The 13,852-nt window shown below is 67.6% G+C and carries 11 protein-coding genes; 2 read left to right on the forward strand and 9 right to left on the reverse strand.

The features are described 5' to 3' along the window. Window positions 1-3 precede the first annotated feature (3 nt). Together ACU4E7_RS09530 and msrB are read right to left on the reverse strand one after the other, a co-directional pair. The gene (locus ACU4E7_RS09530; protein ID WP_447021368.1) at window positions 4-2,127 is read right to left on the reverse strand and encodes a S9 family peptidase; all 2,124 of its coding nucleotides are present in this window, start codon (window positions 2,125-2,127) and stop codon (window positions 4-6) included. Then, window positions 2,114-2,575 carry a peptide-methionine (R)-S-oxide reductase MsrB gene (msrB, locus tag ACU4E7_RS09535; protein WP_447021369.1) on the reverse strand — a complete coding sequence of 154 codons (462 nt, stop codon included), beginning with the start codon at window positions 2,573-2,575 and terminating at the stop codon, window positions 2,114-2,116. Before msrB ends, ACU4E7_RS09530 begins: the two co-directional genes overlap by 14 nt. A gap of 313 nt (window positions 2,576-2,888) precedes the next feature. On the opposite strand from msrB, the gene ACU4E7_RS09540 reads away from it, so the two are divergent. Further along, window positions 2,889-3,302 carry a MucR family transcriptional regulator gene (locus tag ACU4E7_RS09540; RefSeq protein ID WP_238123626.1) on the forward strand — a complete coding sequence of 138 codons (414 nt, stop codon included), beginning with the start codon at window positions 2,889-2,891 and terminating at the stop codon, window positions 3,300-3,302. A gap of 190 nt (window positions 3,303-3,492) precedes the next feature. Here ACU4E7_RS09540 and ubiB read toward each other — a convergent pair whose 3' ends face one another. The 5 genes from ubiB to ACU4E7_RS09565 form a co-directional block, all read right to left on the reverse strand. Next, window positions 3,493-5,061 (reverse strand): 2-polyprenylphenol 6-hydroxylase, encoded by a 1,569-nt coding sequence (gene ubiB, locus ACU4E7_RS09545; protein ID WP_238123625.1) that lies wholly within the window; start codon window positions 5,059-5,061, stop codon window positions 3,493-3,495. A 33-nt stretch (window positions 5,062-5,094) separates the two neighbouring features. Further along, window positions 5,095-5,922 carry a bifunctional demethylmenaquinone methyltransferase/2-methoxy-6-polyprenyl-1,4-benzoquinol methylase UbiE gene (gene ubiE / locus ACU4E7_RS09550; protein WP_238123624.1) on the reverse strand — a complete coding sequence of 276 codons (828 nt, stop codon included), beginning with the start codon at window positions 5,920-5,922 and terminating at the stop codon, window positions 5,095-5,097. Between the two features lie 185 nt (window positions 5,923-6,107). After that, window positions 6,108-6,305, reverse strand: a complete 198-nt coding sequence (locus ACU4E7_RS09555) for a hypothetical protein (RefSeq protein ID WP_447021370.1) — start codon at window positions 6,303-6,305, stop codon at window positions 6,108-6,110. Between the two features lie 211 nt (window positions 6,306-6,516). Then, window positions 6,517-10,053 carry a NahK/ErcS family hybrid sensor histidine kinase/response regulator gene (locus ACU4E7_RS09560; RefSeq protein WP_447021371.1) on the reverse strand — a complete coding sequence of 1,179 codons (3,537 nt, stop codon included), beginning with the start codon at window positions 10,051-10,053 and terminating at the stop codon, window positions 6,517-6,519. A 148-nt stretch (window positions 10,054-10,201) separates the two neighbouring features. After that, window positions 10,202-10,735 carry a MarR family winged helix-turn-helix transcriptional regulator gene (locus tag ACU4E7_RS09565; RefSeq protein WP_447021372.1) on the reverse strand — a complete coding sequence of 178 codons (534 nt, stop codon included), beginning with the start codon at window positions 10,733-10,735 and terminating at the stop codon, window positions 10,202-10,204. Window positions 10,736-10,876: 141 nt separating this feature from the next. On the opposite strand from ACU4E7_RS09565, the gene ACU4E7_RS09570 reads away from it, so the two are divergent. After that, window positions 10,877-11,305: an organic hydroperoxide resistance protein gene (locus ACU4E7_RS09570; RefSeq protein ID WP_447021373.1), complete on the forward strand. Its 429-nt coding sequence runs from the start codon at window positions 10,877-10,879 to the stop codon at window positions 11,303-11,305. A 60-nt stretch (window positions 11,306-11,365) separates the two neighbouring features. On the opposite strand, the gene rpoN is transcribed toward ACU4E7_RS09570, so the two are convergent. Further along, window positions 11,366-12,901 carry an RNA polymerase factor sigma-54 gene (gene rpoN / locus ACU4E7_RS09575; RefSeq protein ID WP_238123619.1) on the reverse strand — a complete coding sequence of 512 codons (1,536 nt, stop codon included), beginning with the start codon at window positions 12,899-12,901 and terminating at the stop codon, window positions 11,366-11,368. A 35-nt stretch (window positions 12,902-12,936) separates the two neighbouring features. After that, on the reverse strand, window positions 12,937-13,764 hold the full coding sequence (lptB, locus tag ACU4E7_RS09580; protein ID WP_447021613.1) for an LPS export ABC transporter ATP-binding protein: 828 nt from the start codon (window positions 13,762-13,764) through the stop codon (window positions 12,937-12,939). Between the last annotated feature and the right edge of the window lie 88 nt (window positions 13,765-13,852).

Here is a 13,852-nt window from a genome sequence, read left to right on the forward strand (position 1 = left end):
CGATCAGGCGGGTTCCGGTACCGGAACCGGGGCGAGCGCCCCCACGGTCTTCAAGGCGAACAGATAGACCAGGGCCACTTCGTCCAGCCGGTCGAAGCGGCCGGCGGCGCCGCCGTGGCCCGCATCCATATTGGTGCGCAGCAGGAGCGGCGCGGTGCTGGTCTTGGCGGCCCGCAGCCGCGCCACCCATTTGGCCGGCTCCCAATAGGTCACCCGCGGATCGGTGAGGCCGGCCAAAGCGAAGATGGCCGGATAGGCGGCGGCATGCACATTATCCACTGGCGAATAGCCGAGCATGCGGGTGAAGGCGTCCGGATCGGTGATGGGATTGCCCCATTCCGGCCATTCCGGCGGCGTCAGCGGCAGGGTGTCGTCCAGCATGGTGGTGAGCACGTCCACGAACGGCACCTCGGCGACGATGCCGGCGAACAGCTCCGGCCGCATGTTGGCGATGGCCCCCATGAGCATGCCGCCGGCCGAGCCGCCATGGGCGACGATGCCCTCGGGCCGGGTGAATTTCTCCGCCACCAGATGCTCCGCCACCGCGATGAAATCGGTGAAGGTGTTGGTCTTGTGGGTCAGCTTGCCGTTGGCATACCAGCGCCAGCCCTTGTCGGTGCCACCGCGGATGTGGGCGATGGCATAGATGAAGCCGCGATCCACCAGGGAGAGCCGGCTGGTGGAGAAACTGGCGGGTATGGTGATGCCATAGGCCCCATAGCCATAGAGCAGCAGCGGGGCGGAGCCATCCAGCACCGTGCCCTTGCGATAGAGCAGGGAGACCGGCACGGTTTCCCCATCGGCGGCGGGGGCGAAGATGCGGCGGGTGACATAATCCGCCGGATCATGGCCCGAGGGCACCTCCTGGCGCTTCAGCAGGGCGCGGGCGCGGCGCGCCATGTCATAGGACCACACCTCGGACGGGGTGGTCATGGAGGCATAGGTGAAGCGCACCTCGGTGGTGTCGAAGGTAAAGCCGGGGTGCAGCCCCAGGGCATAGGCCTCCTCATCGAACGCCACCGCATGCTCGGCGCCGGTGTCGAGGGCCCGCACGATGATGCGCGGCAGGCCCGCCTCCCGCTCCAGCCGCGCCATATGGCGGGCAAATACCGTGTGGCTCAGGATCATGCGGCCGGGAGCATGGGGCACCAGATCGCGCCAATGGGCCCGCTCGGGGGTCGCCGTGGGGGTGGTGACGATCTTGAAGTCTTCAGCCCCTTCGGCATTGGTGAGCAGCACCAGACTGTCCACGCCGGCAAGGGCGGGGTGGTGCTCCACCTCATAGCGCACCCCGGGGGTGCGGGCCGCCACCAGCCGTGGCGGCGCCGCCGGATCGGCGAGATCGATGAGGTGGACCTCGGAGGTCTCGTGATCGCCGCAGGAAATGAGGCCGAAGGCGCGGGACTGGGTCTCGCCCAAGGAAACGAAGAAGCCCTTGTCCGGCTCCTCATAGATCAGCACATCGGTTTCGGGGGCGGTGCCGATGTGGTGGCGGAACACCTTGGAGGGGCGATGCTCCGCGTCGCGCCGGATATAATAGAGCGCCGCGCCATCGGCGCTCCACAACAGGTCGCCGGTGGTCTCGGTGATGATGTCCGGCAAGGCGGTGCCGGTGGCGAGCTCGCGCACCCGCAGGGTGTGAAGTTCGGAGCCCTGCTCGTCCACCGCCCAGGCGAAGCGGTGGTGGTTGGGGCTGTGGCGCCAGCCGCCCAAATGGAAATAGGCCTTGCCGGCGGCTTCCTTGTCGCCATCCAGCAGGATTTCCTCCGGCCCCTCAGGCCAGGGCTTGCGGCAGGCGAGGGGGTGCTGGCCGCCCTCGCGATGCCGGCTGTAATAGGCAAATGGGCCGTCCGGGGCCGGAACGGTGGAATCGTCTTCCTTGATGCGGCCGCGCATCTCCGCCACCAGCGCCTGCTTCAGGCCCTCCAGTGGCGCGAAATAGGCGTCCGCATAGGCGTTTTCCGCCTCCAGATAAGCGCGGATGTCGGCGGCGAGCAGCTTGGGGTCGCGCATCACGTCGCGCCAATTGTCGGCGCGCAGCCACGCATAATCATCGGTGAGGGGGACGTCGTGAACGGTGCGGGTGGTGGGGCGGCGGTCGGCGTGTGGAGGCTCAAGCGCCGCCATAATCGGCTCCTTCATCGGTCTCGAGGGTCAAGGCGGTGCCGTTCATGCAGAAGCGCAGGCCAGTGGGCGCCGGTCCGTCTGGAAACACATGGCCCAGGTGGCTGTCGCAGCGGGCGCAGCGCACCTCGATCCGGCGCATGCCATAAGAGGTATCTTCGTGCGTCACCAGCGCCTCGGGTGAGACCGGGGAGAAGAAGCTGGGCCAGCCAGTGCCGGAATCGTATTTCGCCTCGGAGCGGAACAGCGGCGCACCGCAGGCCACGCAGCGATAAAGGCCGATGCGCTTCTCGTCCCAATAGGGGCCTGTGAAGGCGCGTTCGGTGCCGTGCTCGCGGGCGACGCGGAACTGCTCAGGCGTCAGACAGGAGCGCCATTCCGCCTCGCTTTTGACGACCTTGGCTTCGGATTCCCGGTCCGCAGGAGTTGGGCCGGACGATGGATTGCTCATGGGACCCCCGCTGTGCTCGGGATGCGACGTTGAAGAGGTAGGCACCCCTGCCGCCCGTGACAAGGCACAGGCCCGTCAAAAGCCGCGCGCCCCGGCCGCTTCCGCTTTGCACAAATGCTTGACGGAAGTACATGGGCGGGGCGGAATTTCTACTTGCATTTGCGGAACGGCGAACATACCACGTCAATGATGCAGAAGGGGTGGAAGCGGTCGTTTTCCGCTTTTTCGGCATCTCGGGCCCGGATGGGGCAGGCGCCTCAGGCGTATTGCCGGTCGCGGGCATGGTTTCGTTTGCAGGCACAAAGAAAGTCCCATGAACGACGAAACGGAATCGACTCCCTTCATTGCTCTGGTCGCGGATATCGTGTCGGCTTATGTCAGCAACAATTCCGTGGACTCTGCGGAACTGCCGGCATTGATCGGTGACGTCCATGCTGCGTTGCAGCGGATCACGCAGGTGGAGAGCGAGCCGGAGGTCGAGCCGCTGAAGCCGGCCGTGCCGGTGAAAAGGTCGATCACGCCGGATTTCATCATCTGCCTGGAAGACGGCAAGAAGTTCAAATCGCTGAAGCGACACCTGCGCACGCAGTACAATATGACGCCGGAGCAGTACCGGGAGAAGTGGGGACTGCCCGCTGATTACCCGATGGTCGCGCCCAATTACGCCGCCGCCCGCTCCGAGCTCGCCAAACAGATGGGCCTCGGCCAACAGCGCCGCGGGCGCTGAGCGTCGCACCGCCTCAAGTCGGCGTTGATCCGAAGCGCGGGCGGCGGCGCCCGCGCTTGTCTTTCCGGCCTGGCGGCTGCGGTCGCCGCGGAGTGGCCACGAGGGTGGCGCTCGCGAACGCGTCCGGCGGCTTTGGTCCCGGCGGCTGCCGACGTCGTTCGCAGACCGATGCGAAGGGCGACCGGGGCGTTCAGCCCAGCCAGATGCCCACCAGCGCTGCGGCGATGATCCACAAGGCGATGTTGCCCCACAGCGCCCGCTTGGCCTCGGCGCGGCCGATGCCATCGAGGGAGTCCGCCGACAGGTGGATGCCGTCGCGGGTGGCCTCGTCCAGCTGCTCCACCACCCGCGCGGTGCGGCTCAGCAGGCCGGGCAAAGTCGTGGCGAAATGGCCCACCTCGCCCAGCCCCATGCCGGCGCGCTGCAAGTGCCCCACCGGGCCGAGATTGCGGGCGATCCAGTCTTCCACCACCGGCGCCGCCGTGCTCCACATGTTGAGCTGCGGATCCAGCGACCGGGCGACGCCTTCCACCACCACCATGGTCTTCTGCAGCAGCAGCAGCTCCGGCCGCGTCTGCATGTCGAACAAAGCAGTCACCTCCAGCAGCAGGGCCAGGAGGCGGGCCATGGAGATCTGGTCGGCGCTGCGCGAATGGATGGGTTCACCGATGGCGCGGATGGCCAGAGCGAAATCATCCACCGAATGGTGGAACGGCACATAGCCGGCCTCGAAATGCACTTCGGCCGTGCGCCGCCAGTTGCGGGTGATGAAGCCGTAGAGGATCTCCGCCAGGAACCGACGTTCCTTGAGGCCGAGCCGCCCCATGATGCCGCAATCCACCACCACCAGGCGGCCCTGGGCATCCACGAACAGGTTGCCGGGGTGCATGTCGGCGTGGAAGAAGCCGTCGCGCATGGCCTGGCGCAGGAAGGACTGCATCACGATCCGGGCGATCTCCTTGGGATCATGCCCGGCGGCGATGATCGCCTCCTTGTCGGAGAGCTTGATGCCGTCGATCCACTCGGTGGTCAGCACGTCGCGGGTGGAGCGGTCCCAATCCACCCGGGGTACGTGCAGGTCCGGATCGTCCTTGGTGTTTTCCGCGAGCTCCGCATAAGCGGCGGCTTCCAGGCGCAGGTCCATCTCCATGGAGACGGAGCGGGCCAGGGTTTCCACCACCTGTTCCAGCCGCAGCCGGCGCGCCTCGGTGAAATTCGCCTCGGCAAAGCGCGCCAGCCGGCGGAAGCTCGCCATGTCGGCGGAAAAGCGCCGGTGCAGGCCCGGGCGCAGCACCTTCACCGCCACCGCGCGGCGGGTGCCGTCGGGGTCCACCACTTCGGCCTTGTGCACCTCGGCGATGGAGGCGGCGGCCACCGCCGGCCCGAAGGTGGCGAACACGGCGTTCAGGGGCCGCTCGAAGGCGTCGGTGACGATGGCTTCCGCCACCTGCTGGCCGAACGCCGGCATGCGGTCCTGCAACACTTCGAGGTCGCGGGCCACCGCCGCGCCCACCACATCCGGACGGGTGGCCAGGAACTGGCCGAGCTTCACATAAGAGGGGCCGAGCCGGGACAGAGCGGCGGAAAAGCGCGCCGCCCGCGTGCCGGCATCCTTGCGGGCGATGAGGCGCGCGAGCCGCAGCAGCGGCCGGGCCAGCGGCGGCACGGTGGCCGGCGACACCAAAGAGAGCACGCCCTCGCGCGCGAGCACGTAACCGGCACGGGCGAGCCGTGCCGCATCGGCGACAAGAAAGATCACGTCAGGCGCCTTTCGGCCGGGTCCGCCCGGCCATCAGATCCGAAAACCCCAGTGCAGCGCCACCACGCCGCCGGTCATGCGCATGAAGTCCACCCGGCCGAAGCCGGCGTCGCGCATCATCTGGGCGAAGGTGTCCGCATTGGGGAAGCGGCGGATGGATTCCACCAGATACTGGTAGGGCTCGGCATCGCCGGCCACCCGCCGGCCGATCTCCGGGATCACCTTGAAGGAATAGGTCTCGTAGATCTTGTCCAGCAGCGGCACGTCGACCTTGGAAAATTCCAGCACGAAGGCGCGGCCGCCGGGCTTCAGCACCCGGCGCATCTCCTGGAGCGCCTTGGGGATGCGCGGCACGTTGCGGATGCCGAAGGCGATGGTGACGGCGTCGAAGCTGCGGTCGGCGAACGGCAGCTCCTCGGCGTTGGCGTCCTGGAAGTCCACCTTGGTCGAGAGGCCGCGCTTCTCGGCGCGCTCGCGGCCCACCTGGAGCATCTCGGTATTGATGTCGGCCACCGTCACCCGGGTGCCGGGGCCGCCAGCCTCGGCGACCCGGAAGGCCACATCTCCGGTGCCGCCGGCGAGGTCGAGCAGGTGGAACGGGCGGTCGTTCACCGGCGGGCGCAGCTTGGAAACCAGCGCGTCCTTCCAGACCCGGTGCATGCCGGCGGACATGAAATCGTTCATGATGTCGTAGCGACGGGCCACCTTGTGGAACACGTCGTCCACCAGCGCCTGCTTCTCGACGAGCGGGATGGTGCGATAGCCGAAATGGGTCTGAGAGACCTGCTCGGACGCCTGCGGGGCAGGCTCGGCCGCGGCCGACGTCGGCGACGGGAACGGGGCGGAATTCGGGTCCGTCATGATGGGTCGACACCACGTACGCTGTTCTTAACGGGGCGGGACCTTAACGGATGATGGCGCGCGATGCCATGTCGGTGGACATATCGCCCGTGCGCCCGAACGTCTCCGGGCGCGGCGCGCCGCAGCGGGGCGCCGGAGCCGAGAGAGTGGGAGTGGAGACGTGAACGGAAAGCTGCCTCCCCCGCTCAGCGTGACGAGCGGGAGGGCTTGCCGAGGCCCGAGACATCGAATTCGAGGCCGTCGCGGCTGTAGCGCGGTTCAGACGGCTTGCTGGTGAGCGAGCCGGGAAATGGCAGGCCGCCGATCTTCAACCCGCGCTTGCGCTTGCGATCCGCAATTTCCTTCCGCATCGGAAAGAGTGGAATGTTGATTGTGATGGTCATAGCCGCTCTCCAACTGTATTGGCCGGTACAAGTCGGCAAAGAAATGTAACGATCTTTAACAATTTCGTAACATATCCATGCCGCGAGGGCGTGCATCTATGGCACTCCCCCATCACGCCTCCGGAAGGGGGCGTTTATTTGGCCTTGATGGGTGTGAAGCAGGGCTTATTCGAGATGGCCATCGCGCCATTGGTGATGTGGTTAAGCAAGTCTATACGACGGCGGCCTGAGACAGGCGCCACTGGGCCAGCATGGCGCGCAGGGCCGCCGGCTTTAGGGGCTTGTGGAGGATCACCATTTCGGCGGCGTGGGCGGCTTCGCGCACGGCGTGGGTGCGATCGGCGGTGATCAGTACGGCGGGAAGCTTCCCCAATTTCCACCGCAGCGACATCACCGCGTCGATGCCGGAGCCGCCATCCAGGTGGTAATCCACTAGGGCCATATCGGGCGGCGCCTTGGCCTCGTGCACGGCGGCCAGGGCGGAGGTGGCATCGCTCGCCGTCATCACGGTGCAGCCCCAGCCGGTCAACAGCAGGCGCATGCCTTCGAGGATGGCCGGCTCGTTGTCGATGACCAGCAGGCACAGGCCCGCCAGGGGCGCGCCGGCCGGGGTGGGGCGCGGGGTGCAGGAACTGCTCTCGGGCACGGGCACCGACAGCGGCATCTCCAGGGCGAACACCGAGCCCTTGCCCTGCACCGAACGCAGCGCGATGGGGTGATCGAGCACCCGGGCGATGCGCTCGACGATGGACAGGCCGAGCCCGAGGCCTCGCGCCACCCGGGCCCCCTGGTCGAGGCGCTGAAACTCCTCGAACACGGTCTTCTGCTGGGCGGAGGGGATGCCGATGCCGGTGTCCCAGACCTCGACCCGCATGCGCCCGCGCGCCCGGCGGCAGCCCACCAGAATGCGGCCCTGGGGGGTATATTTGATGGCGTTGGAAATCAGGTTCTGCAACAGCCGCCGCAGCAGCCGCCGATCGGAGCGCACCGCCAGGGTGCTCGGCACGAACCGCAGGTCCAGATTCTTCTCGCGGGCCAGCGGCTCGAATTCGATCTTCAGCTGCTTGAGCACCTCGTTGATGCGCAGCGGCGCGACCTCGGGCTTGAGGGCGCCGCTGTCGAGGCGGGAGATGTCGAGCAGGGCGCCGAGGATTTCCTCCACCGCCTCCAGCGAGGCATCCACATTGGCGGCCAGTCGCCGCTCCTCCGGCCACTTGGCCCGTTCCACCAGGCTGGTGACATAGAGCCGGGCGGCGTTGAGCGGCTGCAGAATGTCGTGGCTGGCGGCGGCGAGAAAGCGGGTCTTCGACAAATTGGCGTCGTCGGCGGCGGCCTTGGCGCTCTCCAGCGCCCGGTTCAGGCGCTCCAGCTCCTCGGTGCGCTCGCGCACGCGCCGTTCCAAGGTTTCATTGGCCCGCTCCAGCGCCTGGGCGGCCTCCACCGAGGCGGTGATGTCGGTGAAGGTCACGGCGATGCCGCCATCGGGCATGGGATCGGAGCGGGTCTCCACCACCAGCCCGCGCTGGTGCAGCCGCTCCGAGAAGGTCGGCGCCGGATGGACATAGCGGGCGAGGCGGGCGGACAAGTCCTGAGCCCGAATCTGAGCCCGCGCCGCATCCGGCTCCTCGTCATAGGGCACGTTGGCGAGAATGTCGCGCAGAGCGGCGCCGACCGTGTAGCAGTCGGCGGGCAGCTCCAGCATCTCGCCGAACTGCCGATTCCAGCACACCAGCTTCAATTCTCGGTCGAACACGGCAATGCCCTGGTGCACATGGTCGATGGCGCTCTGCAGCAACTCGCGATTGTACTGGATCGCGGCGGAGGCATCGTCGAGCAGCTTCAGGGCGGCCTTGGCGGACACGTCGCGCTTGCGCAGCAGCAAGGAGAGCACCAGCCGCGAGGAGGCCGCGCCCACCGCCGCCGCCAGCAGGTGCTCGGCGTGGCGCACGGTGGCGGCATCGGCCTCGCGCTTGGGATCGAGGCTGACATTGTGCACCCGGGCGAAGGTCTGGAAGGCCGCCTGCGCGCGCTCCTGTCCCAGATAGCGCTCCACGGTGCCGATCACCTCGCCCATGGTGACGGTGGAACGCCAGCGCAGGAAGGCCGGGCGGTGGGGCGGGCGATCCGGGCTCTGGCCGACGAACACATCGGCCTGGACCCGCTCGATGGCGCTCTGCCGGGTCAGGAACGAGACGACCACCAGCACGAGCGTATTGATGGCAAGGCTCCAGGCCACCCCATGGGCCAGGGGACCGGCGGTGAGGCCGAACAGGGCGGTGGGGCGGAGCAGTCCCAGCCCGAACGGTCCCTCGGTGGTGATGGACTGTGCCAGGAGGCCGGCTTCCACCAGGCTCGGCAGCATCAGCGTGTAGGCCCACAGAGCGGTGCCCACCAGGATGCCGGCGATGGCGCCCTTGGCGGTGGCCCGCCGCCACAGCAGCCCGGCGGCGAAGGCGGGACCCACCTGGGCCACGGCGGCGAACGACAACAGGCCGATCTGCGCCAGCTGCACTTCGCCGATCAGCCGGTAATAGAGATAGGCGAGCAGCAGCAGGAAGAAGATCGCTACCCGCCGCACCAGCAGCAGCAGGGCCACCATGTCCTCGCGCGGGGGCGTGGCATCCTGACGCCGGTCGGCGTGGCGGCGCACCAGCAGCGGCATCACCAGGTCGTTGGAGATCATGATGGCGAGGGCCACGCTTTCCACGATCACCATGGCGGTGGCCGCCGAAAGGCCGCCCACGAAGGCCAGCAGCGCCAGGGCATCGGCGCCGGCGGCCAGCGGCACCGCCAGGACGTACATGTCGCTGTCCACCAGGCCGCGTGGAAACAGCGTCATGCCCGCCAGCGCCAGGGGCACCACGAACAGGTTGATGAGCAGCAGATAGAGGGGAAACAGCCACCGGGCGCGGCGGATCTCCTGCTCGCCATTGTTCTCCACCACCGCCACGTGGAACTGGCGCGGCAGCAGCATGAAGGCGCCGCCCGACAGCACCGTCATGGTGATCCAGTTCTCCAGGGACAGGCCCTGGGTGAACGGCGCGGTGACGCCGGCTTCCCGCGCCACCCGCCATAGATCGGCGGGCCCGGAGAAAATGAAGAAGGTGACGAGCACGCCCACCGCCAGGAAGGCGGCGAGCTTGACCAGGCTCTCGGAGGCGATGGCCAGCATCAGGCCATCCTGGTGCTCGGTGGCATCGGTATGGCGGGTGCCGAACAGGGCGGCGAACGCGGCCATGGCGCAGGCCACGAACAAGGCGAGATCGCCCACCAGCGTGCCCTGTGCCGCCTGCCCGGCGAAATAGCCCAGCATGGCCAGCAGCGAGGCCGAAACCGCTTTGAGCTGCAAGGAGATATAAGGAATGGAGCCGACCAGGGCCACCAGCGCCACCAGCGCGGCGATGCCCTGGTTCTTGCCGTATCGGGCGGCGATGAAATCGGCGATGGAGGTGATGTTGTTGGCCTTGGCGAGCCGCACCACCCGCAGGAAGGCGGGGGCCGCCACGGTCATCAGCAGGATCGGGCCCAGATAGATGGTGAGGAAATCCAGCCCCTGGGTGGTGGCAAGGCCCACCGAGCCGAAGAAGGTCCAGGAGGTGCAATAGACGGCAAGGGCCAGGGAATAGATCAAGGGGCGCGGCGCGCGGCGCCGGGCGGCGGGGCGCGGACGGTCGCCGAAGCTCGCGATGGCGAACAGAAAGCCGATATAGGCAAGCGCCGCGAAGATGACGACCGAAGCCTGAAGCATGTCCCCCATCCGGCGGCGGGGCGGGCGGCACCGTCGCCTTGTCTTGTCCTTGTTCCGCAACTCAGCATTTGGGCCCGGCCTTGTCCAGCAGCTCCCGGCCCTTGGGGTGTCGCGGGTTCCCGCTGGCCATGGCCGGCGCGCGGGGTCGTCAGCCCTGCGTCGGTGTGGACTTGGCCTTTCGTGCCGGTTTGTCGGCGGTCCGCTCTGCGGCCTGTTCCAGGTGATGGCGCAGGGTGGTGATGTCGCGTTGCAGGCGGATGAGGTCGGCGATGTCGAAGCCGGTGGCGTCCAGGATGCAGGCGGGGATGGCCCGCGCCCGCGCTTCCAGGGCGCGGCCTTCGGCGGTGAGGTGCAGGCGGACGACCCGTTCGTCGGCGCGATCGCGGGTCCGGCTGATATGCCCCATGGCCTCCAGCCGCTTCAGCAGGGGCGTCAGCGTGCTCGACTCCAGGGAGAGCCGCTCCCCCAGGGCGCCGACGGTCTCGTCGTCCCTTTCCCACAGCGCCACCATGACCAGATATTGCGGATAGGTGAGGCCGATGGCGTCCAGCAGCGGCTTGTAGATGCGGTTGAAGGCATGGCCGGTGGCATAGATGGAGAAGCACAGCAGCTGATCGAGCCGGGGAAACGGCAAGGCGGGGGCGTCGGAAGCGGTGGTGGGTTGGGCCGTTGGCTGTGTCATGGAAGCGGGACCTGAGGTGGAACTGGCTTAAAATAATTATCGCACGATCTAATCGCAAGCGCTTGACAGCCGTGCGGCGTCGGCAGATATATCGTGCACGATTTAATCGCCAGAGATTAAATGCGTTCGAAAGGAAAAGCCATGTCTGTCAACGTTCTCTATCGCACCTCCGCCCGCGCCACCGGTGGCCGGGACGGCCGTTCCGGCACCCTTGATGGCACACTCGACGTGAAGCTGGTGACCCCGAAGGAGTTGGGCGGTCCCGGTGGGGCAGGTATCAATCCGGAGCAGCTGTTCGCCACCGGCTATGCGGCCTGCTTCCTGGGGGCCATGAAGTTCGTCGCTTCCCAGGGCGGCGGCGCCAAGGTGCCGACGGAGGCCAGCGTGACCGCGACGGTGGGCATCGGCCCGCGTTCGGAAGGGGGCTTCGGGCTCGACATCGCTCTGGCCGTGGACCTGCCCGGGGTGGACCGTGCCGCCGGTGAGGCGCTGATCGCCAAGGCGCACGAGGTGTGCCCCTATTCCAACGCCACCCGCAACAATGTGAATGTGGCCCTGAGCCTGGTTTGAGGCTTCCGCCCCGCAGCGGTCGGCCTTCGGTCGCCGCGGAAAGGCGTCGCCCCCGCCGTCTCAGCTCGCTTCGCTGCGCAGCGCCTGCTTCTCCCGCCGGCGCTGCACCGAGGAGGGAATGTTCATGCCTTCCCGATACTTGGCGACGGTGCGGCGGGCGATGTCGATGCCGTCATCCTTCAGCTTCTGCACCAGGGTGTCGTCCGAGAGGATGTCATCGGGGCTTTCGGCATCGATCAGCGACTTGATGCGATGGCGCACCGCTTCCGCCGAATGGGCTTCGCCGCCGCCCGAGGCGGAGATGGCGGAAGAGAAGAAGAACTTCATCTCCACCACGCCGCGCGGGGTGGAGATGTATTTGTTGGAGGTCACCCGCGAGACGGTGGATTCGTGCATGCCGATGGCATCCGCCACCGTGCGCAGGTTCAGAGGCCGCAGATGGCGCACGCCGTGCAGCAGGAAGGCATCCTGCTGGCGCACGATCTCGCTCGCCACCTTCAGAATGGTGCGGGCGCGCTGGTCCAGGGAGCGGGTGAGCCAGCTGGCGCTCTGCAGGCATTCCGCCAGGAAGCTCTTGTCCTCGGCGGACTTCGCCACCTTGGCCACGGTGGCGTGATAGCTCTGGTTCACCAGCACCCGCGGCAGGGTTTCCGAATTCAGCTCCACCAGCCACGTGCCTTCCGGGCCGGGCCGCACATAGACATCGGGTACCAGCGGGTGCACCACGCCGGAGCCGAACGCCAGGCCGGGCTTGGGATCGAGCCGGCGGATCTCGCCGATCATGTCGGCGATGTCGGCCGCATCCACGCCGCAGATGCGCTTCAGCGCGTTGCGGTCATGCTTGGCCAGAAGCTCCAGGTTTTCGACCAGCGCCTGCATGGCGGGATCATAGCGGTCCCGCTCCTTCAGCTGGAGGGCCAGGCACTCGGCGAGGTTCCGGGCGCCGACGCCGGTGGGCTCGAAACTCTGGATGAGCCGGAGCACGTCCTCGACCTCATCCAGCGGCGCGGCCAGCTGCTCGGCCACCTGGGCGATGTCGCCGGTGAGATAGCCGGCCTCGTCGATCAGACCGATGAGGTGCAGGCCGATGAGCCGTCGGGCAGGATGGGTCTCGGCCACCGCCAGCTGGGCTTCCAGGTGATCGGCGAGGGTGGTCTGCGCGGTGAGGAAGGCCTCCGGATTGTAGTCTTCGCTGCGCTCACCGCCGCTCCACTCCCCGGGGGAGGACGGCAGGCCGGCGGCGACGGTCTCGGTGGCGCGCACGGCGGGCGCATCGTCGGGAAAGACATTGCCGAGATCGGTATCGAGCCGGGTTTCCATCTCCGCCCGGCTGGGCTCCATCGTCTGCTCCAGCCAGTCGCCGGATTGGGCGTCCCGCTCGGCGGCGGGCGGCTCCGGCGCTTCGATCTCCGGGCTCTCGGCCGGACCCCCATCCTCGCTCGCCCGCTCCAGCAGCGGGTTGCGCTCCAGCTCCGCCTCCACATAGGCGACCAGCTCCATGTTGGAGAGCTGCAGCAGCTTGATGGCCTGCATCAGCTGCGGCGTCATCACCAGGGACTGGCTTTGCCGGAACTCGAGCTTGGGGGTCATCGCCATTCAGCAGCCCTCCCCGGAGAATGGGATGAGGGATCTCACAGGCGGAACTCCTCGCCGAGGTAGAGCCGCCGCACGTCGGGATTGGAGACGATGGCGTCGGGATCGCCTTCCATCAGCACCGCGCCGGAATGGATGATGTAGGCCCGGTCGATCAGCCCCAGGGTCTCGCGCACATTGTGGTCGGTGATGAGCACGCCGATGCCGCGGGTGGTGAGGTGGCGCACCAGAGCCTGGATGTCACCCACCGCAATGGGGTCGATGCCGGCGAACGGCTCGTCCAGCAGCATGAAGGACGGGCGGCTCGCCAGGGCGCGGGCGATCTCCACCCGGCGCCGCTCGCCGCCCGACAGGGCGATGGCGGGCGATTTGCGCACATGGGTGATCTTGAACTCCTCGAGGAGGGCTTCCATCTCCTCGACCCGCTTCCGGCGGTCGGGCTCGGTCACCTCCAGCACACCCATGATGTTGCCTTCCACCGTGAGGCCCCGGAAAATCGAGGCCTCCTGCGGCAGGTAGCCGATGCCGAGCCGGGCCCGGCGATACATGGGCATGGGGGTGACGTCATGGCCGTCCAGCTCGATGCGGCCGGCATCCGCCTTCACGAGGCCGGTCACCATATAGAAGCAGGTGGTCTTGCCCGCGCCGTTGGGGCCGAGCAGGCCCACCGCCTCGCCGCGCCGCACATACATGGAGACGTCACGCACCACCTTGCGGCCGCCATAGCTCTTGGCGAGGCCATAGGCGGCGAGCGCACCGGTGCTGGTGTCAAGATACGGCATGTCGGTCGACATGCCGGTGATGACGCCCGCCGGCGCAGGGGCGCGAGACGTTTCGGCGAAGCTCATGTCCGAGGCCTCCTCCATCCGCCGGATGGCAAATGGGCTGGGTTCATTGTCGTGATCATGGCCAAGACTGGCCTGAAGCGCGTGCGCGGCATGCAGAGCGGTGTCG

Source organism: Xanthobacter sp. ZOL 2024, assembly GCF_052932325.1.